Origin of the sequence: Hymenobacter terrestris (assembly GCF_013377905.1) — a bacterium.
Classification (GTDB): domain Bacteria; phylum Bacteroidota; class Bacteroidia; order Cytophagales; family Hymenobacteraceae; genus Hymenobacter; species Hymenobacter terrestris.
Map to the genome: position 1 here is coordinate 1 of NZ_JABKAV010000009.1, position 22,753 is coordinate 22,753.

Annotated in this window: 17 protein-coding genes; 3 read left to right on the top strand and 14 right to left on the bottom strand. The window is 60.8% G+C overall.

Annotated elements, in window-relative coordinates:
- Positions 1–163: 163 nt before the first annotated feature.
- The 5 genes from HW556_RS04900 to HW556_RS04920 all read right to left on the bottom strand — a co-directional run bounded on the left by HW556_RS04900 (position 164) and on the right by HW556_RS04920 (position 9,007).
- Complete coding sequence (locus HW556_RS04900) at positions 164–3,196, bottom strand: chemotaxis protein CheB (RefSeq protein ID WP_176898530.1); 3,033 nt, start codon at positions 3,194–3,196, stop codon at positions 164–166.
- Positions 3,197–3,414: 218 nt separating this feature from the next.
- Positions 3,415–5,481 (bottom strand): tetratricopeptide repeat-containing sensor histidine kinase, encoded by a 2,067-nt coding sequence (locus tag HW556_RS04905; protein WP_176898532.1) that lies wholly within the window; start codon positions 5,479–5,481, stop codon positions 3,415–3,417.
- A gap of 164 nt (positions 5,482–5,645) precedes the next feature.
- Positions 5,646–6,200, bottom strand: a complete 555-nt coding sequence (locus tag HW556_RS04910) for a TlpA family protein disulfide reductase (RefSeq protein WP_176898534.1) — start codon at positions 6,198–6,200, stop codon at positions 5,646–5,648.
- 68 nt (positions 6,201–6,268) lie between these two features.
- Positions 6,269–6,646, bottom strand: coding sequence for a cupredoxin domain-containing protein (locus HW556_RS04915; RefSeq protein WP_176898536.1), 378 nt, complete (start codon positions 6,644–6,646; stop codon positions 6,269–6,271).
- 33 nt (positions 6,647–6,679) lie between these two features.
- A complete protein-coding gene (locus HW556_RS04920; protein WP_218136862.1) occupies positions 6,680–9,007 on the bottom strand; it encodes a heavy metal translocating P-type ATPase in 2,328 nt (775 codons plus the stop codon).
- 288 nt (positions 9,008–9,295) lie between these two features.
- Between HW556_RS04920 and HW556_RS04925 the strand changes: the two genes are divergently transcribed.
- Together HW556_RS04925 and HW556_RS04930 are read left to right on the top strand one after the other, a co-directional pair.
- A complete protein-coding gene (locus HW556_RS04925) occupies positions 9,296–9,502 on the top strand; it encodes a heavy-metal-associated domain-containing protein (RefSeq protein WP_176898538.1) in 207 nt (68 codons plus the stop codon).
- A 143-nt stretch (positions 9,503–9,645) separates the two neighbouring features.
- Entirely contained in the window at positions 9,646–11,736 is a 2,091-nt protein-coding gene (locus tag HW556_RS04930; RefSeq protein ID WP_176898540.1) for a heavy metal translocating P-type ATPase, read from the top strand.
- 44 nt (positions 11,737–11,780) lie between these two features.
- On the opposite strand, the gene HW556_RS04935 is transcribed toward HW556_RS04930, so the two are convergent.
- The 5 genes from HW556_RS04935 to HW556_RS04955 all read right to left on the bottom strand — a co-directional run bounded on the left by HW556_RS04935 (position 11,781) and on the right by HW556_RS04955 (position 17,197).
- On the bottom strand, positions 11,781–13,064 hold the full coding sequence (locus HW556_RS04935; RefSeq protein ID WP_176898542.1) for a hemolysin family protein: 1,284 nt from the start codon (positions 13,062–13,064) through the stop codon (positions 11,781–11,783).
- A gap of 217 nt (positions 13,065–13,281) precedes the next feature.
- Positions 13,282–15,216 (bottom strand): KUP/HAK/KT family potassium transporter, encoded by a 1,935-nt coding sequence (locus tag HW556_RS04940; RefSeq protein WP_176898544.1) that lies wholly within the window; start codon positions 15,214–15,216, stop codon positions 13,282–13,284.
- A 127-nt stretch (positions 15,217–15,343) separates the two neighbouring features.
- Positions 15,344–16,057, bottom strand: coding sequence for a hypothetical protein (locus HW556_RS04945; RefSeq protein WP_176898546.1), 714 nt, complete (start codon positions 16,055–16,057; stop codon positions 15,344–15,346).
- A gap of 93 nt (positions 16,058–16,150) precedes the next feature.
- Positions 16,151–16,792 carry an FKBP-type peptidyl-prolyl cis-trans isomerase gene (locus HW556_RS04950; protein WP_176898548.1) on the bottom strand — a complete coding sequence of 214 codons (642 nt, stop codon included), beginning with the start codon at positions 16,790–16,792 and terminating at the stop codon, positions 16,151–16,153.
- Positions 16,793–17,059: 267 nt separating this feature from the next.
- Positions 17,060–17,197, bottom strand: a complete 138-nt coding sequence (locus HW556_RS04955) for a hypothetical protein (RefSeq protein WP_176898550.1) — start codon at positions 17,195–17,197, stop codon at positions 17,060–17,062.
- 323 nt (positions 17,198–17,520) lie between these two features.
- Here HW556_RS04955 and HW556_RS04960 point away from each other — a divergent pair, with 323 nt between their 5' ends.
- Complete coding sequence (locus HW556_RS04960) at positions 17,521–18,018, top strand: hypothetical protein (protein ID WP_176898552.1); 498 nt, start codon at positions 17,521–17,523, stop codon at positions 18,016–18,018.
- Between the two features lie 92 nt (positions 18,019–18,110).
- Here the strand turns inward: HW556_RS04960 and HW556_RS04965 are convergent, their stop codons facing one another.
- From HW556_RS04965 to HW556_RS04980, 4 genes are all read right to left on the bottom strand, one after another.
- Positions 18,111–18,596, bottom strand: a complete 486-nt coding sequence (locus HW556_RS04965; protein ID WP_176898554.1) for an OmpA family protein — start codon at positions 18,594–18,596, stop codon at positions 18,111–18,113.
- Between the two features lie 109 nt (positions 18,597–18,705).
- The gene (locus HW556_RS04970) at positions 18,706–20,544 is read right to left on the bottom strand and encodes a peptidoglycan D,D-transpeptidase FtsI family protein (RefSeq protein ID WP_176898555.1); all 1,839 of its coding nucleotides are present in this window, start codon (positions 20,542–20,544) and stop codon (positions 18,706–18,708) included.
- A gap of 145 nt (positions 20,545–20,689) precedes the next feature.
- Positions 20,690–21,199: a hypothetical protein gene (locus tag HW556_RS04975; protein ID WP_218136863.1), complete on the bottom strand. Its 510-nt coding sequence runs from the start codon at positions 21,197–21,199 to the stop codon at positions 20,690–20,692.
- A 358-nt stretch (positions 21,200–21,557) separates the two neighbouring features.
- Complete coding sequence (locus tag HW556_RS04980) at positions 21,558–22,502, bottom strand: hypothetical protein (RefSeq protein ID WP_176898556.1); 945 nt, start codon at positions 22,500–22,502, stop codon at positions 21,558–21,560.
- Between the last annotated feature and the right edge of the window lie 251 nt (positions 22,503–22,753).

Below are 22,753 nucleotides of genomic sequence, written 5' to 3' on the forward strand. Positions count from 1 at the left end.
GGGACAACCGCAGGACAGCGAAGCTAAGCCCCGCCCCTACAGCATACTACCCAACTTGGGTTAAACAGCTTCAAGATAAAGATACCACCATCATCAACTCGCTCACATACCTATACAAAGCAGTTGCCGAGTAGCGAGACACGCTACTGCTCAACCTGCCTTGCTATCCGGCAATCACCTCCAGCCCCAGCAATACGTGCCCCGTGGGCTGGCCGGCGCTGAGCAGCAGGCGGGCGAAGGCGCGTACCGGCCGGCCGCCTTTCGGGCCGGGCAGGCGCAGGTTGTCGAAGGCCTGGCCCGAGCCATCGAACAGGGCGCGTAGCTGCTCGTGCAGGGCGCTCAGGTTCCAGCCGACGGGGCCGAGGGCAGCGAGGGGCTGGCCGCGCAGCCGGGCCGCATCGAGTTGGAACTGCTGGGCCAGCGTCTGGCTCACGGTCCGGATGTTGAGCGCGGAGTCGAGCACGAGCAGGGGCTCGTGCATGGTTTCGATGATGCTTTCGGCCAGGCGGGTGCTTTCGCGCAGCCGGGCCTCCAGGTGCTTCAGGCCCGATACCTCGGTAAAGGTGAGCACGGCGCCGCTGATGTAATTATCGAGGGTGCGGTAGGGCAAAATGCGCATCGAAAACCACTCGTTGCCCATGGTTTCGATGGTAGCTTCCACCGTCGTGAGCCGGTTGATGACCTGGCGCACATCCTGCTCCAGGGTGGCGTAGCGCAGGTTGCTGGCAAAGTGCGTAATGGGCCGGCCCACATCGGCCGGCTGCAGGTGCATGATGCGGCTCATGGAAGGCGTAAACCGCTTGATGGTCATGTCGTTGTCGAGGAAGATGGTGGCAATTTCCGTGGCATCGAGCAGGTTCTTCATGTCGTTGGCGGCCTGGCTCAGCTCCTCGGTTTTGCTCAGGTACTGCATGTTCAGCGTCATCAGCTCCTCATTCAGGCTCTGCATCTCCTCCTTGTTGGTCATGGCCTCCTCGTTAGTGCTCTGCAGCTCCTCGTTGGCGCTCTGTAGCTCCTCGTTCGTGCTTTTTAGCTCTTCGAGGCTGCTTTCCATCTCCTCAATGGTGGTCTGGAGGCGGTGCTTGGTGTACTGCAGCTCCTTTTCGAGGGTGGCCACCACGGCGTCGCGGCTTTCGTTGGCGGCGCTGAGCTTGGCCGTGCGCACCCTGCGGGGCGTGGGCTGATCTTCGAAAGCCACCAGCAGCAGCCCGGCCAGCTGCTCGGGCTGCTCGAGGAAGTGCACCGTGAGGCGCAGCAGCTGGAAGCCGGAATCGGTTTTCACCTGCACCCGCTCGGCTACCACCGTCTGGCGGGTGGTGCTGGCCTTGTGTACGGCGGCGCTCAGCTCGTAGTTGAGCTCCTCGCGGGCCATCTCAAACAGGTTGAGCCCGCCCAGGCCGGGGGCCGGCTCGAGGTAGCGGCCGGTGCGGCCGTTCACATACAGGATTTCGCCTTTGGCATTGATGACCACGGCCGGGGGCGCGTAACTCTGCAGCAGCGTTTTCTGAACCAGCGCCGCGAAGGGCCCGCTTTTGCGGGGCGAAGAAGTACTCATAGCAGTGGCATTGCCCGCCGCCGTGGCCGAGTGCTGGGAGAGGGCGAACGGGAAGTTGACAAGACGGGTAATAGAAGGCGAAGTATCGTTGCGCCGCGAGATTTTCCACTTCATATCAAGCGGAATAAACAGCTCCTGGTAGCCGGTCAGGTTTTCGCTGGGCCCCAGAAACAGCAGCGAGCTGGAGTTGAGGGCGTAATGGAAAACGGGCAGCAGGTTTTTCTGCAGCTCGGCCGACAGGTAAATCAGTAGGTTGCGGCAGCACAGCAAATCGAGCTTGGTGAAGGGCGCGTCTTTGGTGAGGTTATGCACCGCAAAAATCACCACGTCGCGCACTTCCTTGGTTATCTGGTAGCTGCCATCGGCCTGGCGCACAAAAAAGCGTTGCAGCCGCTCCGGGCTCACATCGGCCGTAATATTGGCCGGATAGAGGCCGGCGCGCGAAAAATCGATGGCCGCCGGGTTGATGTCGGTGGCGAAAATCTGGATTTTGAGGTAGCGGGCCGGGTCGATGGCGTCGAGCGATTCGAGCAGCAGCATGGCCAGCGAGTAGGCTTCCTCGCCGGTCGAGCAGCCGGGCGCCCACACCCGCACGGTGCTGTCGGTGGGCTTGCCGCGCAGCAGTGGGGGCAGGTGCCGCTGCAGGGCCTGGTAGGCCTCGGGGTCGCGGAAAAACTTCGTGACGCCAATCAGCAGCTCCCGGAACAGGGCTTCCACCTCGGCCGGATTCTCCTGCAGGTAGCGCACGTACTGCGGAAACTCGTGAATCTGGTGGGCGTTCATGCGCCGCTCGATTCGCCGAAATACCGTGTTGCGCTTGTAAAAGCTGAAATCGTGGCCGGTCTGGGCCCGGATCAGGATAAAGATTTTCTGCAGCGCGTGGGCCGGCTGCGAGTCCGATTCGGCCTGCTCGCGGCGGGGGCGCGCGAACAGGGGCTTGTGCATGTATTCGAGCAGCTTGGCCGGTAGCTGCCCGGCGGGCAGTACGTAATCGACGAACTCGGTGGCAATGGCCGAGCGGGGCATCGAGTCGTATTCGGCCGTTTCGGGGCTCTGCACCATCACCATGCCGAAGTTCTCCATCACCATTTTCAGGCCCACGGTGCCGTCGGAACCCATGCCCGAGCAGATGATGCAGATGGCCCGCTCGCGCGCATCCTTGGCCAGGCTCTGGTAAAAGAAGTCGATGGGCAGGCGGCGGCCCCGGGCCTGGGTGGGCTGAAACAGCAGCAGCGTGCCGTGCAACATGCTCATGTCGCGGTCGGGCGGAATCACGTACACGTGGTTGGGCCGCACTTTCAGGCCGTCGGCGGCTTCGTGCACGGGCATGGGCGTGAAGCGCTGCAGCACGGCCGGCAGCTCGCTGGGCTGGTCGGGGGCCAGGTGCATCACCACCACGAAGGCCATGCCCGGTTTGGGCGGTAGGGCCCGGAAAATGGCTTCGAAGGCCTGCAAGGAGCCCGCCGAGCCGCCCAGCCCCACAATCGGGAACTTGTCGGTGGTGTTTTCCTGGCTCTGGGCCAGGCGCAGCTGGCGGGGGCTCACCTGGCTTTCAACGGGCGGGGCATCTACGCCAATCGGGGCGGCGGGTTCCTGGTTTTCGAGGTCTTCGGCGTAGGAGGGGGCGGCGGAATCGGGCATGGGAAGGGCACGGACCAGAAAGGAATGGCAGAGCCGGCCGTGCCCAAAGCTAAGCAGGGGGCCGGGGATTCGGCGTGTAGAATTGGGTAGGCCGCAGCAGTCGGGTAAGCGCAACCGGGTTCCCCCAGAACGGGTAGGGTGCGGGGCTTGTCCCCGCCCGCCGTTGAACGACGCAGTTTGAATCGTCCAACGACGGGCAGGCCATTAAGCCCCGTACCCTATCCGTTTTGGGTGTTTTGAGGCAGCGGCAGAATAATGCAGTACTCGGTACCGCGGCCGGGCTGGCTACTAACGCTGAGCGTGCCGCCGTGGCCGCGGGTAATCAGGTCGTGGCTCAGGGCCAGGCTCAGGCCGGTTTCGGCCCCGGCCGGAAAGCGCTGGAACAACGTAACCAGCGTTTCGGGGGGCAGCCCTTCGCCGTTGTCGCGCACCCGTATCTCCACGCTGGCCGCCGTGCGGCGGGTGGTCAGCTCTATCTGAGGCACGTACTCTTCGTCGGGTTGGCGCTGGCGCTGGGCCACGGCCTGCAGGGCGGCGCTGTACACGCCCACCAGCGCCCGGCCCAGGTCCTGGCGCACCACCATTAGGCGCTCCAGCGTGGGGTCGGGGTGGAGCAGCAGGGCGGCGCTGAAGTGGCGGTTCTTGGCCCGCATATCATGGTACACCAGCCGCAGATACTCTTCGGCCAGGGCGTTGAGGTCGGTAAGCTGGCGGGCCCCACCGCCGCCCTGCGAATACTCCAGCATACCGCGCACCACCGACTCGGCCCGCTGCCCATACTGCACAATGTGGGTCTGGTTCTGGTGCAGCGCGTCGAGTAGCTTATCGGCCAGTGCCTGCTGGCTGGGTGGCAGCCACAGCTGGGTGAGGTACTGGCGCAGCTCGTCGCAGAGCTCCGTGCTGGCAGCCGCGTAGCGGCGGAGCAGGCTGACGGGGCGCTGGATTTCGTGGGCAATGCCGGCCATCAGCTCGCCCAGTGAGGCCATTTTCTCGCGTAGCACCAGCTGGCCCTGGGTTACTTTAAGCTCTTTCAGCGTCCTCACCAAATCGTCGCGCTGGGTGGTCAGCTCGCGGGCCTGCTGGCCAAGCTGCCGGTGCAGCACTTCGAGGCGGCGGGTGGCATCCTGCTGCCGGCGGTGGCGGTGCCAGAGCAGCAACAGCGCCAACAGCAACAGCCCGGCCCCGGCCAGCAGCGCGCCTGTGCGGATGCGAGCCAGCAGCTTGCCGCGTTCGGCCTCCAGCTCCAGCAGCCGGGTGTGCTCATCAAAAGCAATGGCATCGAGCTGCTTGATGCGCCGCGGGTTGAAGAGGCTATCCTGGGCGGCGAGGAGTACGTGCGTGTAGTACAGGGCGCTGTCGGGTTGCTGGCGGGCTTCGTAGGCTTCCATCAGCAGGGCGCTGTTGCGCACAACGCCTACCACGTAGGGCAGGTTGGCGGCCAGCGCCAGGGCCCGCCGGGCGTACCAGATACTGGAATCGGGGCGGCCCTGTTGTTTGTGGAGCTCGGCCAGGTACTGAAAAGCCCGGCTGACGCTGCGCAGGTCGTTTTCGGGCGCGGCCGCCTGGGCACTGCGTTGGTAGTACGCCAGCGCGGCCTGCGGGTGGCCCAGGGCCAGTTGCAGCAGGCCCAGCTCGCGCAGTACGTAGGGGGCGGGGTTGCCCCAGCAGCTCCAGGCCTGGGGGCGGTGGCGGGCCGTCAGCTGCCAGGCCTTGTTGAGGTAGAAGGCGGCCGAATCGTAGCGGCGCAGCCCCTCGTAGCTGGCCCCTAGGTTGGCAATTACACTAATGAGCTGCGACGTATCGGTGGTGCCGGCCTGCCGGTAGCTGTCCAGCGCCCGCAGCGAGTACCGCAACGACGGCCGGTAGTCGTCGAGGGCGAAATAGAGCAGCCCGGTCTGGTTAAGCGTGCGGGCAGTGCCTTCCAAGTCGTGGCTTTCCTCATTGAGGCGCAGGGCGGCCAGGTTCAGGCGTAGCGCCTGGGGCAGGTTGCCCCGCTCGCCGGGCAGGATGGCCAGCCGCGACAGGCAGCGGCCCTCGCCCTTGACATAGCCGAGCCGGCGAGCTAGCCGCAACCCCTGGTGGGCATAAAAGCTCACCGAGTCGAAGCGTGAATAGCGGTACGTAGCGGCCAGATCGGCCAGCAGCAGCACCCGAGCCGTATCGGTGGTGGCGCGGGCCAGGGCCTGGTGCAACGGCCGCGTCTGCGGGCTCTGGGCCTGTCCGGCTACCGGCCGCAGCACCAGCAGACTTATTAGCAGAAAAGTCCACAGCAGGAAACGGAGCATGAGGAAAGGTAAGTTTCCTGTAAGTATTATCCTAATTATAAGCCGACCCGCCGATAAATCCAAAAAAGGAATAATACTAAACGCTTCACTAACAACCGGATGAGACAGGCTGTCTTTCAGTCAGACGAAGCCCAATAAGTGGCCGTAAGCTTCTTTGCCGGGACTTACGGCCGCGCCGCCAGCTTCTCCAGGGCCTGCCTGAACTCGGGCGTATCGTAATCGACCGAGCCTTCGTAACGGGCCGCCACGTGTCCGTCGGGACTCAGGATAACGGTATTAGGAATCGTCTGCGAGTTGAAGGGCGGGGGCAAAGGAGCGGCCGGGAAGTACACTGGTAACCGGAAGCCCTGGCGCTGCATGAATTTGAGGGCTTTTTCCGGGTTTTTATCCAGCGAAATCAGCACGAAAGCTACTTTGCTGGTGTCCATGCGCGCGGCCAGCGCCTCAATGCCTGACATCTCAACCCGGCAGGGCGCGCACCAGGTGGCCCACATGCCCACGAACACGGCCTTGCCCCGGAACTGGTTTAAATCAACCGGCCGCCCCTCGGCCGTTACCAGTTGCAGAATGCCCGCCGTTGGTGCCACATCGGTGCGGCCCAGGATGGCTGGCAGTGAGCCGCGCTGGGCGGCACCTACCGCTACGGGCGGCGGGCTGGCAAAAGAAAGCAGGCTAAGTGCCAGTAGCGGCACCTGGTAAAGCAAAGTTTTACAGGTCACAAGAGGGCTGGATACAGTGTAAAGCGGTAGCCTGGTAAGCGGCAAATGCCCGTTGGCGGGCCGGCGCGCTACCGCACTATCAGGCTGCCGCGCAGCATTCCCATGCCGCAGGTGAAGGGATAGGTGCCGGCTTTGTCGGGCCGTAGCTCCACGGTGGTGGTCTGGAACGCCGGCAACTCACGGCGGATACCGAAGTCGGGCAGTAGCAGCTCCTCCGAGCAGCCGGCCGCTTCGTCGCGGTAGAAGTGGAGCTGCACCGGCTGGCCCAGGGCTACCTCCACCACATCAGGCGAGTAGCCGCCCTTCACCTGAATCGTCACCTGCTGCAGCCCGCCATTGCCGGCCACTGCCGTAGCCACCCGGTGCGGGGCCGCAAAGAAAAACCAGCCCACAAAGCCAATCAGGCCGGTACCGAGTAGCGTAACGATAATTTGAGAAGTATCCATAGGGCAAGGTCAAAAGTTGGAGGGAAGGCGGGTTCAGCCTTTTACCTTGAAACCGCGCAGGCGCAACGAGTTGGTGAGCACCGACACCGAGCTCAAAGCCATGGCGGCGGCCAGCATGGGCGAGAGCAGCCAACCGGTGAAAGGGTAGAGCAGACCCGCCGCAATGGGGATGCCCAGCGTGTTGTACACGAAAGCGAAAAACAGGTTCTGGCAGATGGTGCGCACCGTTTGGCGCGAAAGGGCCATGGCCGTGACCACGCCCTGCAAATCGGAGCGCATGAGCGTGATGCCGGCCGCTTCCATGGCCACGTCGGTGCCACCGCCCATGGCCAGGCCTAGGTCGGCGCGGGCCAGGGCGGGCGCATCGTTGATGCCGTCGCCCACCATGGCTACCACGCGGCCCTCGGCCTGCAGCTCCTGTACTTTGCCAGCCTTGTCGGCAGGCAGCACTTCGGCGTAGAAGCGGGTGATACCGACCTGCCGGGCTACTTTTTCGGCCGTTTGGTGGTTGTCGCCGGTCATCATCACTACGGTAAGGCCCTGACTCTGGAGCTGGCGAATGGCGGCTACCGAAGTGTCGCGCACGGTATCGGCCACGCCTGCCAGGGCCACGGCCCGGCCGGCCACGGCGGCGTAAAGCACGGTGCGGGCCTGGGCCAGCAGCCCGGCGGCGGACTGCTCCAGCTTGGGGCTAAGGATGATGTTGTTTTCTTCGAGTAGGCGACGGTTGCCGATGAGTACAGCTTGGCCGGCCACCGTGGCGCCGGCCCCCCGGCCCTCGTGGGCCACAAAATCAGTGGCCTCGGCAGTTTCGCCCGGTGCCGACTGCTGCTGCTCCTCGGCGTAGCGTACCACGGCGGCAGCCAGTGGGTGCTCGCTGCGGCGCTCCACCGCCGCCAGCAGCGGCAGCAGGGCGGCCGGTTCGGTGCCCGTGGCGGTGATGAACTCGGTAACGGCCGGCTCGCCTTTGGTAATGGTGCCGGTTTTGTCGAGCAGCACGGTATCCACCTGATAGGCTTTTTCGAGGGCCTCGGCATTGCGGATGAGTACCCCGTGGCTGGCGCCCAGGCCGGTGCCCACCATAATGGCTGTAGGCGTGGCCAGCCCCAGCGCGCAGGGGCAGGCAATGATAAGTACGGCCACAAAGTTGACCAAGGCCAGCGGCAGCCGCTGCCCGGTCGGGGCCAGCGCAAACCACACCACAAACGTGGCAATAGCCAGCATAATCACTATCGGCACAAACACGGCGCTGATTTTGTCGGCCAGCCGCTGAATGGGCGCGCGGCTGCCCTGGGCGTCCTCTACCAACTTCACAATCTGGGCCAGCACGGTGTTGGTGCCTACCTGGCTCACGCGGAAGCGGAAGGAGCCGGTTTTGTTGATCGTTGCTCCGAACACCGCATCGCCCACCGATTTATCCACCGGCAGGCTCTCACCGGTCAGCATAGACTCATCGAGGGCCGAGCGGCCTTCCAATATGATGCCGTCGGTGGCCACTTTCTCGCCGGGGCGCACCAGCACCTCATCGCCGGGGCGCACCTGCTCCAGCGGCACGTCTACTTCCTGCCCGCCGCGCAGCACGCGGGCCGTTTTGGCCTGCAGGCCAATGAGGGCTTTGATGGCGGCCGAGGTTTTGGCCTTGGCGCGGCTTTCGAGCACCTTGCCCAGCAGAATGAGGGCAATGATGGTGGCCGTGGTGTCGTAGTAGACGTCGGGCACAAGGCCCTGGCGCTGGAAAAAATCGGGCGCTACGGTAGCAGCCAGGCTGTACAGAAAGGCCGCGCCGGTGCCCACGGCAATCAGCGTATCCATGCTGGCCGTCCGGTGGCGCAGGCCGTTCCAGGCCGACACGTAGAACTCGCGGCCGCTATACAGCAGCACCGGCAGCGTGAGCAGCAGCAGCCCGTAATTGAGCACCGGCATCGAAACCCGGGCCATTAGTGCGGGCCAGAGCATGAGCATACTCAGCGGCATAATGATAACGGCCAGCACTACCGCCACTTGAAAGCGGCGCTTGAGGTCGAGGTAGGTGCGGGCTTTTCGATCAGCTAGTTCCTCATCGGCGGCCAGTACGTTGGAGGCGGCCGGGGCATCGGGCTCGAACACCTGGTAGCCGGCCTGCTCAACGGCTGCCTTTAGCCCGGCGTGGTCTATCTGGTTGGGGGCGTACTCAACGGTGGCCTTCTCGGCCGCGAGGTTCACGGTGGCCCGCAGCACGCCGGGCGTGCGGCTCAGGGCCTTCTCCACGAAGCTGGAGCAGGAGGCGCAGGTCATGCCCTCAATGTGGAGGGTTTCGGTGCGCGGGGCCGCCCCGGTTGGGGCACTGGGCGGGGCAGCGGAAGTGGCGGGGGTATTATTCAAGGCAGCTGGGCTGAGGCAGAAGAAAGGAGGGAAGCCGGGAGCTTACGTACCTGTTAAACCCCAAAACCGGCCCGAAAGATGTACACGATTCCCTTTCCGGGTCTACAACATTTGGCGGGCGGCGCAACCGGGCTGCGGGTGCCCGTCGTTATCCAGCCCTATCCGGCCCCGGGTTTTGCTGATTTTTTTGGGAATCCTGTACCACCGCCTGCCGTTTAAGGCCGTATCCTTGTGGTAGATACCGCCGGCCGGTTTGTTCGGCCAACTTTACTTCCAACTGCTCCAACCATGAACACGCTCCGTTTCAATACCACGATCAACTGCGCCAACTGCGTGCGTGCCATCACGCCTACGCTCAACGGCGAAAAGGCCATCAGCAGCTGGCAGGTAGATACCGAAAACCCCAATAAGATCCTCACCGTCAGCGGCGACTTGTCTGCCGAGCAGGTAGTGGCCCTGATTCAGGAGGCCGGCTTTGAGGCCCGCCCTGCGTAGGGCTGCGAAGCCCAACCCGGCTAGGCTACAGACATCGGTGCCCCTGGGGTTGCCCTGCCAGGTCAGGGTAACCCCAGGGGCACCAGTCCGTTTTGATACCTGCTGCCCGGTGGTTTGCCGGGTCCGCCCCAGCCCCGTTCCTGATGCCCGACCCGTACTCCGATAACACCGACGAAGAGCTTAATACCGCCAAGCAGGTAGACCTGGCCAACGTCGGGGCCCTCAACCGCGAGCAGCTCACGCCCGAAGCCGCCACCGCCCCCCGCGGCCAGGACCATCCGCCCACCGATACGGTCGACCACCACAACGAATCGGCCGACGTGCACGCCGGCCACTCGCATGACGGCCTCGACGGGCACGACCACGGCCCCGCTGGCGAGTGGCCTTACCTGTGGCCGGCCGTCAGCTTGGTGTTGCTGCTGGGCGGCCTAGCGCTCGACTACTTCGATGTGCCGTTTTTCGTGGGCCTGGTGCGGCCGCTGTGGTATGGGGTGGCGTTTTTGCTGGTAGGCTGGAAGGTGCTGCGAGCGGCCGCCGTGAGTTTGCCCACGGGCAACGTGTTCAATGAGTTTCTGCTGATGAGCCTGGCCACGCTCGGCGCTTTCGCCATTGGCGAATACCCCGAGGGCGTGGCCGTGATGCTGTTTTACACCGTGGGTGAGCTTTTTCAGGACGCCGCCGTGAACCGGGCCAAGCGCAGTATCCGGGCGCTGCTCGAAATCCAGGCCACCGAAGTAACCGTGCTGCGTAATGGGCAAAGCCTGGTCGTCGACCCCAAGCAGGTGCAGTTGGAAGACCTGATGGAAGTGCGCCCCGGTGAGAAAGTCGCTCTCGACGGCCTGCTGGAAGGCGCTTCGGTCAGCTTCAACACCGCCGCTCTCACCGGCGAATCGGCCCCCCAAACCAAACAGCCGGGCGATATGGTGCTGGCCGGCATGATCAACCTCGACACGCTGGCCCGCGTGCGCGTTACGGCCGCTTTCGCCGATACCAAGCTCAGCCGCATTCTAGCCATGGTGCAGGACGCGGTGGGGCGCAAGGCCAAAACCCAGCAGTTTATCACCCGCTTCGCCAAAATCTACACGCCCATTGTGGTGCTGCTGGCCGTGCTGCTGGTGCTGGTGCCAATTGTGGTGGTCGATGACTACGTTTTCCGCGACTGGCTGTATCGGGCGCTGGTGTTTCTGGTGATTTCCTGCCCTTGCGCGCTGGTAATCAGCATTCCGCTGGGCTATTTCGGTGGCATCGGGGCAGCCTCCAAAAACGGTATCCTGTTCAAGGGCTCCAATTTTCTGGACGTAATGCGGGAGATTGATACCGTGGTGATGGACAAAACCGGCACGCTCACCGAAGGCGTATTTGCCGTGCGCGAGGTGGTGGCGGCCCCCGGCACCGAGGCGGCCGAACTGCTACGGCTGGCCGGCGCGCTCGAAACCAAATCAACCCACCCCATTGCCAAGGCTGTGGTGCAGCACGCCCAGCCCACCGCCGCCGCTATTGCCGCCGTGGAAAGCGTGGAGGAAATTGCCGGCCACGGCCTGCGGGGCCAGGTTGCCGGCCGCACCATGCTGGCCGGCAACACCAAACTGCTCCGCAAATTCGGCGTGACGTACCCGGCCGAAGTGGATGCCGTGGTGGATAGCATCGTGGTGCTGGCCCTCGACGGGCAGTATGTCGGCTACCTCACCGTGGCCGACGCCCCTAAAGTCGATGCCGCCCGAGCCGTGCAGGAGTTGCGCGCCGACGGCATCACCAAGCTCGTCATGCTCTCAGGCGACAAAGACAGCATCGTGCAGCGCGTAGCCGCTGAGCTGGGCATTACCGAGGCCCATGGTGGCCTGTTGCCCGAAGACAAAGCCCGCTACGTGCAGCAATACCTAGATGCTGGCCGCAAGCTGGCCTTCGTGGGCGACGGCGTAAACGACGCCCCCGTAGTGGCGCTGGCCGACGTGGGCATTGCCATGGGCGGCCTGGGCTCGGATGCCACCATCGAAACGGCCGACGTGGTTATCCAGACCGACCACCCGAGCAAAATTGCCACCGCCCGCCGCATTGCCCGCGCCACCCACACGGTCGTCTGGCAGAATATCTGGCTGGCTTTCCTCGTGAAGGGCGTGGTACTGGCGCTGGGCGCGGGCGGCCTGGCTACCATGTGGGAAGCGGTGTTTGCCGACGTGGGCGTGGCCCTACTGGCCATCCTGAACGCGGTGCGGATTCAGCGCATGAAGTTCTGAGGCGGCGCGGGCTGCCGGGCTGGTAGTGCATACCGGCCCGGCGGTTAATCGATTTTGGGCTTGAACAGGATTTTGTCGATGTGGCTGCGGTCCACGTCCACTATTTCGAAGTAATGACCCTCCCAGTTGAAATGCTCGCCGGCACGTGGTAATGAGTTTAGAATGTGCAGCGCAAAACCGCCCACGCTATGAAAGCCTGTCAGGCCGCGCCGCGCCGCCAATGGAATGTGGAAACGCTCGGCAAACTCGGCGAAAGGCAGCTGGGCATCGATAAGAAACGAGCCATCGGTGCGCTCCACAATGGCCGGGTTGCCTTCCGAATCAGGCGAAATGTCGCCTACTAATGCGTCGAGAATATCGTCAATCGTCACCATCCCGACCACCCCACCAAACTCGTCCACCACAATGGCCTGGTGCACGCGCCGCAGCCGGAACATTTCCAGGGCATGGTAGGCCTTGCTTGAAGCGGGCATAAACAGCGGCTCGCGCTGCAGCTCGCTCAGGCGGCCCAGCTGCGTATCCAGCGGTATTTCGTTTACCAGGTCTTTCAGGTACACCATGCCCCGCACCTCCTCTAGGCTGCCCTGGCAAAGCGGGTAGGCCGAGCGCTTGCGGGCCAGCACCGTCTGACGGGTCGTGTCCAGGTCGGCTTCCAGGTCCAGCCACTCTATGTCTTGGCGGCTGGTCATGAGCGAACCCAAGCGCCGGTCGCCCAGGCTGAAGACGTTCTTGACAATGTCATGCTCAATCTCCTGAATTGTGCCCCCCGTGGCTCCTTCCCGGATCATGGCCTTGATTTCCTCCTCCGTTACCGGGCTTTCCTGGGTGTTAATGCCCAGAACCCGGATGAGAAAGTCGCTGGAAACGGTCAGCAGCCAGATAAAGGGCGAGGTAAGCCGGGAAAGCAGCGCCATGGGCGCGGCCATAAACTTGATGATGCTCTCGGGGTTGGTCAGGCCGATGCGCTTGGGCAGTAGCTCCCCGATCACCACCGATAGGTAGGTGATGAAGATAACCATCAGGACCACGGCAATATTGTGGGCAAAAGGGGCCAGCACGGGTACCTGGGCAATTACGCCTTCAAGCTGGGTGGTAAGCCTCGCTCCGCTGAACACGCCCGTGAGGATGCTGATAAGCGTGATGCCGATCTGGACGGTGGAGAGAAACCGGGTAGGCTGCTGGGCCAGTGCCAGGGCAGCCTGGGCCGGGCGGCTGCCCTGATTGGCCTGGGCTTCCAGCTTGGCCTTCCGCGAAGAAATCAGCGCAATTTCCGACATGGAAAATACGCCGTTGAGCAAGATCAATAGCAGAATAACAAGTAATTCCATAAACTAAAGGTAGGCAATCAGCCTGCCAGCAGTATGTTGTTACTTTCCGACCACCACATTCGGTGCTAGTCGGAAAGTGACAACATACTGCTGGCAGAAGGTATGACCTGCCGCATTGATGGAATCGGGTTGGTTGTACTCAGGATTGATTACCTGTCATTCTGCGAACCAGCAGGGAGGAAGCTTCGCGCTACAGTCTCTTTGCGTAAATCCGGATTTAGAAAATCCGTTGCAGCGACATCTCGCGCACAGGCGTAATCACCAGCGGCACCTTTTCCACTTTCACTGAGCTGGTATCGAGGCCGAAGTACTTTGCTTCGGAGGCGATAAACTGCTTGATGTAGAAATAAGACTGCATTACGAGCTTCTCCATAGTCGGGAAGTCGTTTTCGACTGACAGGTACTTTTCCATCACCACGAAGCGGAAGTCGCCGGTTACGTGCTGCTTGCTCAGCGACTCGTAGCGCGAGGTGATATCTACCTCTTTGTTGCGTACCAGCTCCTCAATCACCTTGCGGAAATAAAGGTTGATTTTCTGCTCGACGCGGAAACCCAACCGGAACGTAATTCGGAAGGCATCGTCGGGGGCCAGCTCAGTTACCTTGTACTCCATGGTGTAGGGCTGGTCGGTGGTATCGACGTGTACGAACCAGTAGATATCGGCCCGTTTGGGGCGCTTCTGGAAGATGGAGTAGATGATTTTGGCCTCAATTTCTGACGCCTGCTCAGCAGAAGTCAGGAACACGAGGTGGGTGGCGTACTTCGACACGGACTCGTCGGCGCTCAACTCCTTGAGTGCCTCAATGTAGGGGTCAATCTTCACGAACTCGGTGAGGCGGCGCTTGATGTAGTAGGCCCGCAGCCACACGTACATCACGGCCACCAGTAGCCCGCCAATTAGCAGCGACACCCAGCCGCCGTGCGGAAACTTGATGAGGTTGGCCACCAGAAAAGAGCCCTCAATGGTGCCATACACCACCACAAACAGCCCAATCACGGCCAGCGGCACCTTCTTCGAGCGCAGCCACACGCTCAGCAAAACTGTGGTCATGAGCATGGTGAGCGTGATGGCCAGCCCGTAGGCGGCCTCCATGTGCTCGGAGCGGCGGAAGTACAGCACCACCCCGATGCAGCCCAGCAATAGCAGCCGGTTCATGCTGGGTACAAACAGCTGGCCCTTTACGTCGGTGGGGTAGTTGAGCTTCACCTTGGGCCACATGTTGAGGCGAATGGCTTCGGCTACGAGCGTAAACGAACCCGTAATGAGGGCCTGCGAGGCAATAACGGCCGCCAGCGTGGCAATACCGATGCCGATGAGCAGAAACCACTCGGGCATCAGCTCATAGAACGGGTTGCGGCCGTTAAGCTGCTGGCCCTGCTGCGACATCAGCCAGCCGCCCTGCCCCAGGTAGTTGAGCACCAGACACGATTTTACGAAGATCCAGCTGATGCGAATGTTGCCCTTGCCGCAGTGGCCCAGGTCGGAGTACAGCGCCTCGGCCCCGGTTGTGCACAGAAACACGGCACCCAGCAGCCAGAAGCCACCGGGGTAGTTTACCAGCAGGTTGTAGGCATAGTAGGGGTTGAAGGCCTTCAGAATTTCGGGGTGGTGTAGTATCCCGCTCACGCCCAGAATGCCCAGCATGGCAAACCACACGAACATAATCGGCCCGAATGCCTTGCCTACAATCTGGGTGCCGAAGCTCTGGAGCAGAAACAGCGCCGCAATGATGCCAATGACGATGGGCACCGTTGGGATGCCCGGATACACAGCCTCCAGCCCTTCAATGGCTGATGAAACCGAAATAGGCGGCGTAATTACGCCGTCGGCCAGCAGGGCCGCACCGCCGATGATGGCTACGGCCGAAAGCCAGGCTCCGCGCCGCCGCACCAGGGCATAAAGCGAGAAAATGCCGCCCTCGCCGTTGTTATCGGCATTGAGGGTGAGCAGCACGTACTTGACGGTGGTCTGGAGCGTGAGCGTCCAGATGACGCAGGAGATGCCGCCGTACACGAGCAGCGGGTCAATCTGGCCCGATACGATGGCTTTCATCACATAGAGTGGCGAAGTGCCGATGTCGCCGTAGATAATACCCAGGGCAATGAGCAAACCGGCCGTCGAAATGGCGGAGTGCTGGTGTTTAGCATCCATAAGGAAACTGGTAGAAAAGGGCGAAATGCGCTAAGCGGGGCCGAAGGTAACAGGCGGCCCGTAATCGGTGGCGCACTGACTGCAGTGCGTAAAGCAAACCGTGCCGATGAGTGCGGTGGGCGGCGGCTCAGACCGGGGCGTGCGTGTCGGGCCCGGCCCCTTCGGTGGAGGCGGCAGCGGGGGCAATAAAGGCAGTTTGCTGCAGCCAGTACCCGGCAGCAGTGGCCGTTTCGTGGTGGCGCTGCCCAATGCGGCGGTTGGCCTCGCGGGCCAGCGCCTGCCAGCCGTTGGCCGGGCCACTGAGCGAAAAATAGCGGGTTTGCCGGCCCGGCCGGTGCACCCGCCAGCGGTTGGTGCCGCGCAGGCCCCAGGCCAGCAGCGCCAGCCCCAGCCCGATACCCAGCGCTGCTGGTACCGTTTTCAGCCAAAACTGCAGGTAGGCCGACAGGAAGCCTAAGAAGGTAAAAGCCCCCAGTAACACGCCCAGCAGCCAGCGTACCGGCTGCACGTCCACGCCCTCCAGTTCGCGCCAGCTAAACTGCTCGTTATTCAACTCCAGCCCGTCATTGGTCAGCACCAACCGGCCATCTTCGCTTTGTAGCGTGGCAAATTGCTCGGGTGTTGGTGGCGGGGGCGGCAGCGGCTCGAATGCTTCGGTGGGCTGCTCTGGCGAGGGCTCTGGTAGGGATTCTGCCACTGGCTCTGCCGGGGGCGGAGTAGGCAGCGGCGTAGCGGCCGGCTCCGGCCGATGGGTACCACCGGCAAAAGCCCCGCTGCCACCCGTGCTGGTTCGTACCCAGTAGGGCGGAACGTGGCGCAGGGGAGGCAGCGGGGCTTGCATGGTTTGGGTAGGCGTAGGTAAAGAAGCAACCAGATGAGGCGGCAAAGGTGATGACATTCCGCTTACCGGCTCATCTTTCGCTTCGGTTCCACGCTACTTGTTCACCTTTACCAGCTCCACATCGAAGATGAGGGTGGTATCGGGGCCAATGTCGCGGCCGGCACCGCGCTTGCCATAGGCAAGGTCGGAGGGGATGTAGAGGCGCCACTTCGAGCCTTCGGGCATCAGTTGCAGGGCTTCTGTCCAGCCGGCAATTACCTGGTTTACGCCAAACGTGGCGGGCTGGCCGCGCTGGTACGAGCTGTCGAACACGGTGCCGTTGAGCAGCGTGCCGTGGTAGTGCGTGGTAACCGACGAGCCGGGACCGGGCTTGGGGCCGCTGCCTTCCGTAATTACTTCGTACTGCAGGCCGCTGGGCAGGGTGGTTACCCCGGCTTTGTTGGCGTTTTCCTGCAGGAAGGCTTCGCCTTCGGCTTTGCTGTTACCCATATCGTTGGAGTTTTGGTTGTCGTCGTCGTTGTCTTCTTCCATGCCGCCGCCGAGCTGCTCCTGCAGCTGCTGCATAGCGCTCTGCATCTGCTCGGGCGTGAGGCGGCTGGGCTCGTTGGTAAGGGCCTCCTTCATCGACTGGGCAAAAATATCAACGTCGAGGTCGAGACCCTGCTGGGCGAAGTTGTTGGCCATGTCGCGGCCGATGATGTAGCTGATTTGCTCTTTCAAGCCATTCAATTCCATAAAGCACTGGTTTACGCTAATTTCGAACTGCTGCCGCTGCCTTTTTAGGCCGGCAGTCAGGGGTGAAATCAGCTGGTGAGAAACGAAGTGCGCGGCCCCGCACGGGCCGGCGCTACCGTGAAGTACCGAAAACCGCCGCGAATGGATGTTGTTTTTTCCGGGTACGCCGCTAAGGTGCTGACTATGAAGCCCGGTTTCTGAGGCCCGAAAACACGCAAGCCCCGCCGGAAGGGCGAGGCTTGCGGTAACAGAATAGACGGAAGAAGCTTAGCAGAAGTGCAGCTCTTCTTCGTCGCGCAGGTCGAAATGAAGGCTCAGGTCGCGCAATTGCGCAGCCAGGAAACGGTAGGAGCCGAAGCTGCCCAGCAGCAGCAGCGACGAAAATGTGGCGGTGCTCTTTTTCATGGTACTAGGGTTAGATAAGTGTCAATCAGCTTATTGACCACAAAGATACTACACCTGAATTACTAAATTGTTATGCAAGCATAATAAATTGATGACGCTTTGGCCGCAGGCGTGAGCTCCCTCAGGTAATCAGTGGGTAGGCAATGCTGCACTATATCTATATTGAATAGCTTGGCGTGGGAGCAGCAAGCTGCCCATAAAATCATTTAGCACCCTGTATAGCTGGATTTTCATTCTGGTTGTCTACTTTCACGCCATCTTTTCAGTATAAGATTTTACGGATGAAATACCTGTTTACCTTTCTCTTCCTTGCCAGTGTACACTTGGCACAAGCTCAAACCAGCCTGCTGCTCGGCGGTGTGCGGGCCGCCACCCAACTAGGCACTATGGCCGCCCGCAACAGCAAGGCCAAAGCCAAGACCAAGCACAAAACCACCGGTGCAGAAGAGGCCTCGCCGACTACTCCGGTCGTTATCCCGACTCCAAAATCCAACAGCGCCTTTACCTATCAGGGCCAGCAAGTCGCGCGCCAGCGTACCGAACCGGGCACTCTTTCCGGCAAGGGTTCTGCCGAAATTGTGGCCCTCGAAACGGTACTGGAGCAGACCCACCAAGCCCTGCTGGCCGACTCGGCGCAGTCGTTTCTGCCCGCCGCGCAACTGGATGCCATTCGCTCGGCCGCCCGGCAGGCCGCCGCGGCCCGGCCCTCCTGGGACTATTCGGCCTATCAGCATGAGGTAGCTTTCTACCAGCGTGAAGAGGCCCGTCGGACTCCTCCCGCACCCGCCCCGGCTAAAACCAAACCCAGAACCCGTAAGTAGGAACTACTTATATGAACGCCAAGAGCCCGCTTCTGCCAGTCAGAAGCGGGCTCTTGGCGTTTAGGGACCAGGTTTTCAATAATTGTGGGCGCTCATTCTACCACCCGCACTTCTACGCGTCGGTTGCGTTCGTCGGGGGTAGGGTAGAGCGGGCGGGCGTCGCCGTAGCCCACCGTGATGAGGCGTGCAGCTGCCACGCCGCCTCGAATCAAGTAGGCCCTTATTGCCTCGGCCCGCTGCTCCGAGAGCTTCATATTGTCTTTGGAGCGGCCAATGCGGTCGGTGTGGCCGGCGAGTTGAATACGGAGAGTGGGGCGGCTTAGCAGTTCCGCCACCAGCAGCTTTAGCGTCGGGGTTGATTCGGGAATTAACTCGGCGGTACGTAACTGAAACAGCACGGACTCGAGTACCAGGATTTCATTTAGCCTTAGGGGACGGTAGGGCCACCGTAGCGAGTCGGGCAGCGGAGCAAAGGCCACCTTCCGGAAGGGTAATGGGGCCAGCCGTGCGGGTGGAAACAGTACCGGACGGTTAACTGGCAGCAGCAGGACGGATAGCAGTAGCAGCGTGTAATTCATCGTTCAATTAAAACCACCAGCCAGGAATATGCTGCCAAAGTACCAATACGCTGCTCCAACTATATCCTCGTCGGGTTTTTAGGCTGAACAGCAGCGCTGTGTTGGACGATTAATACCCGTTGCGGGCGCGGTGCTTCACGCGGGCTTCCCAACGCTTGCGCTTGGGCGCAATGGAGCCGCGCAAATGCTTTTCCATCACCATAACGGCGCAGGGCGCGGCGGCAGTGGCCCCGAAACCGGCGTTTTCGAGGTACACAGCTACTACAATCTTCGGGTTGTCGGCGGGGGCGAAGCCGACGAAGGCGGCGTGGTCGTCGTCATCGTCGCCACCGTTTTCCACGGTGCCGGTTTTGCCGGCCACTGTAATGCCCACGTCGGCGAGGCTGGAGGTTTCGGCCGTGCCGCCGCGCTGCATCACGCCAAGCATGCCAGGTAGCAGGGCCGCGAAATTGGCGCTGTCGATGAGGGTGTAGCGCTTTTGGGTGAAGCGGGGCAGTGGCCCATTGTCGCCGATGCCGCGCACGAGATGAGGCGGGTAGTACCAGCCGCGGTTGGCAATAATGGCCGTTACGTTGGCCATCTGCAGGCCGGTCATATTGATTTCGCCCTGGCCCACGCTCAGCGAGTAGATGGAGCGGTAGGTCCAGTTGCGGGTTTTGCGGGCCTTGTCGTAGTACGCGGGTGTGGGCAGGAAGCCGGGGGCCTCGCGGGGGATATCCACGCCCAGCACCGAATCGAGGCCGAACGAGCGCACGTAGCGCCGCCACTCGGCCAGGTTGGCGTGGCGGGCGGCCACGGTATCGGCCACCAGACTATCGGGCACGCGCTGGATGAGGTTGCGCATGGTCTGGTAGAAGTAGGGGTTGCAGCTGTACTTGAGGCCCACCGTGAGGCTGCTGGGCACCGGGTGGTGATGCACGCACTTAATAAGCGTCTGGTCGCACTTGAAGCCGGTGCTGGGCTCAATGGCCCCGAGCTGCAACGCCACGGCCGCATTCACCAGCTTGAACACCGAGCCGGGCGGGTTGGCCAGCATGGCCGGGCGGTTAAGCAACGGCTTGTTCTCATCATAGAGCATCTCCGAGCGCACCTTGGCCTGGTCGGGGGCCGTGAGGGTGGCCGGGTCGTACACCGGGCCCGACACGTAGGCCAGGATTTCGCCGGTTTTGGGGTCGAGGGCCACCAGGTAGCCCTTGCGGTTGCCCATGAGCTGCTCGGCGTAGGCCTGCAGCTTGGTGTCGATAGTCAGGTGTAGGTCCTGGCCCTGGCGGAAGGTGGTATCGGTGGCCCAGCTGCCGCGGTTGTTGCCCACCGAGTCGATGAGCGGGTGCAGGTAGCCGACGCGCCCCATCAGCAGACCGTTGTAGTAGCCTTCGACGCCGCCGTTGCGCAGTTTATAAAAGCGGCCGCGCTTGGTGCGTTGGGCTTGCCTGAAAAACGCCTGGGCCTCGGCGGCCGGGTAGCCCAGCACGGCCGCGCCGGCGTTGGCGGTGTAGCGGCGGCCGACCTGGGTACTGAGCACCAGCGTGGGCCACTGCTTGCGGGCCTTGCGTACCCGTGCGGCTTCGGCCGCCGTCAGCCGCAGGTTCACGGGGTAGCCGGCGGGGGCGTTATCGTAGGGGAGGGCGTTGGCGATGCGCTGCCTAACGGTAGCGGGACCCCAGCCCAGCAGCTGGCCCAGCGCGCTGGTATCAAGCGGGGCCTTGCGCGGCAGCTTCAGCAGGTGCAACGTGCCGGTAGCTACCAGTACCGAATCGTTGCGGTCGAGCAACCGGCCGCGAACGAGCGAGTCGGCGCCCACTACCACGCGGCGTTGGGTAAAGGTTTCGGTGGGTTCCTGGACCTCCTGCGCCGCCACTTCGGTCGAAGGGGAGGAGCAGGCTGACTGCCCAATCAGCAGCAGCAGGAGTAGCAACCCCATCTTCGACTTATAGAAAACCATGCGCATGTGCCAAAGCTAGCTAATTGCCAGATGCGCCGCTTTGCCCTTTCGATGAACCGGTTTATTTGCCGGGCCAGCCGCCACAAGGTCTAGCGTTGCGACATGGCCACCGGCAGAATGCTGCACGGCCCCGCGCCGACACGCTGGCGGATTAGGCCAGCCGGTGTGCCGGCGCGGGGCCGGTGGCACTGGCACGGCGGAAAGAGAGGGCCGCCCCCAGCCATATCCCCACAAATATCGTGTTGAACCCCAGCACGCCCACCGTTCCCCAATCCAGCTCGGGCCGCCAAATGATTAGGGCCAGCAGCGGCACCAGAAACTGGGCCAGGGCTGCGGCGAGCATCGTGCGGGCCAGGCCGCGCGCCCGCAAGCGGGCTACTGCGGCCCCCACCACCGCCACCAGCAGCACCCCTCCATAGAGCAGGTTGGCCGGGTTGTCTTCGCTGCCGATAATGCCCACCGCCCCGTTCACCCACACCAGCAGCAGCGCGGCCGCTAGGCCCATGCCCACGCCCAGCCGGTACGCGGTGGTGCCACCCCGGCCAGCTACCAGTTCAAAGGCCAGCCCGGTGCCGAACAGCAGGAAGCCGGCAAAAGCAAAGTCAAACAAATCCCACTGCACTTCCTGGGTGAAGCGCATGGCCACGAAAGGTATCAGCAAAAGGCCCCCGGTAATCAGGGCCGGGCGAACAAGACGTTGGGTAAGTGGCATGACAGTAGACGGTTGAGGTTTCCGCAAGCCAGACAATCGGCTTCGTTGCAAAGGATGTAAAAGAACTTTGTATTTCAAAGTAAGTAGACAAATTTGTTATTGGTCTACCAACTGTAACGTTCCTGTAATCAATTGCGCGAAGCCCCGCCGTGCGTCACCTACCCCCACCCGAAGCGGCCCGTAACGGCAGCAGCGGGCCGGGGAGGGAGCGGCGGAGACAGGTGCGCCGCCCGGAATGGTTGGGGTGGTACAATCCGTGCTTTTATCAGCGTAACTTGATGTTTTGTAGACGACTACAATATTAAATTTAATTACTTCTAACCAATCTAGGAGGCCAGACATCTGTGGGTTTAGGAGGAAAAAAATAGTAGTTGTATTCCCACTTAGTTACTGGTTTTTTAAGGTAATTGATAGCTGTCGGTATGTTCAATTTATCGTACAGCCCTATCTTCACATTCCTAATTCTGTAGAACCAATTTTGCATTGAATCTATATTTTCAATATTAAATAAAAAGTCCTTATCGCTTTCCTCTTTCTCAAAGCTGAACTCCATTTTCCCATTTGCTAATATCCTGTGAAGATTTTCTAATAAAACTTCTGCAGGTAACATTGGTATGGGAAGATGAATTCCATATAAATATTTGCTAACTGAAGTTTGAAGTGAAAATACACAATATATGCTCTCAAGCATTGGTGTATTGCTTAAATTTATTCCATTGTATTCTTCTCTTAAAATTCCATCTTCGATCCAAAATTTGCCGGGATATATTTTGAATTTTGGATTTCGTATTTGCTTTCTAACTATATCATAAACCGAATCTAAAATAAATGAGTATCCATATCTTTTGAATATTAGTAAATACGCCGATTTGAGTAAACCTACTTGCCATCTTGCAAAATCCGTTTTGTTATTTCTATTATTAAATTGAATGTTAATTAAAGGATTAGTGTCGGGATTGACTCTTTCTATAAAGTCAGCTAATTTACCAGGATGATTAAGTTTGATATCATGGGTCATGGTCATCGTTCCATGCTTATCAACTGCTATTTTACCTTGGACGGTAACTCCTCCATTAGTTACCTTAACTCTAGTTTCTGTTTCAGGCATAAATGCACGACTTTCAATTTCACGTAACCTACCTACTAAATATGCATCTATTTCTGTCCCAGCTGTACTATTACATTCTTTACAAGTAAGTGTTCCGCCACTACCACCTAAGCTCTCTGGGGGGGCGTGCTCAATTGTAAGCATATTGGACGAATTGGGGTCAAGGTCGTTTTCCGAAAACTGTCGCAAACATATTGGACATATAAATGTATTAGGATATTTTAATTTAATACCCTTTAAGTATCCATTGTCTTTTAAGAATAGCAGATGCTTTGAAAAAAGATTGAATAGGCCCTGATTTCTATTCCCTTTAGTCGCCATTTATTTGCTTAAAATAAAGCCCCAACGCAAATGAAGTGTTGGGGCTTAAATTTTTAGATGTTACTTTGATTAAA

Coding starts and splice junctions, on each gene's coding strand:
- HW556_RS04945 (WP_176898546.1), bottom strand. CDS start 16,057: ATGCAAGCCCCGCTGCCTCCCCTGCGCCACGTTCCGCCCTACTGGGTA.
- HW556_RS04915 (WP_176898536.1), bottom strand. CDS start 6,646: ATGGATACTTCTCAAATTATCGTTACGCTACTCGGTACCGGCCTGATT.
- HW556_RS04940 (WP_176898544.1), bottom strand. CDS start 15,216: ATGGATGCTAAACACCAGCACTCCGCCATTTCGACGGCCGGTTTGCTC.
- HW556_RS04935 (WP_176898542.1), bottom strand. CDS start 13,064: ATGGAATTACTTGTTATTCTGCTATTGATCTTGCTCAACGGCGTATTT.
- HW556_RS04905 (WP_176898532.1), bottom strand. CDS start 5,481: ATGCTCCGTTTCCTGCTGTGGACTTTTCTGCTAATAAGTCTGCTGGTG.
- HW556_RS04970 (WP_176898555.1), bottom strand. CDS start 20,544: ATGCGCATGGTTTTCTATAAGTCGAAGATGGGGTTGCTACTCCTGCTG.
- HW556_RS04900 (WP_176898530.1), bottom strand. CDS start 3,196: ATGCCCGATTCCGCCGCCCCCTCCTACGCCGAAGACCTCGAAAACCAG.
- HW556_RS04955 (WP_176898550.1), bottom strand. CDS start 17,197: ATGAAAAAGAGCACCGCCACATTTTCGTCGCTGCTGCTGCTGGGCAGC.
- HW556_RS04925 (WP_176898538.1), top strand. CDS start 9,296: ATGAACACGCTCCGTTTCAATACCACGATCAACTGCGCCAACTGCGTG.
- HW556_RS04950 (WP_176898548.1), bottom strand. CDS start 16,792: ATGGAATTGAATGGCTTGAAAGAGCAAATCAGCTACATCATCGGCCGC.
- HW556_RS04980 (WP_176898556.1), bottom strand. CDS start 22,502: ATGCTTACAATTGAGCACGCCCCCCCAGAGAGCTTAGGTGGTAGTGGC.
- HW556_RS04965 (WP_176898554.1), bottom strand. CDS start 18,596: ATGAATTACACGCTGCTACTGCTATCCGTCCTGCTGCTGCCAGTTAAC.
- HW556_RS04930 (WP_176898540.1), top strand. CDS start 9,646: ATGCCCGACCCGTACTCCGATAACACCGACGAAGAGCTTAATACCGCC.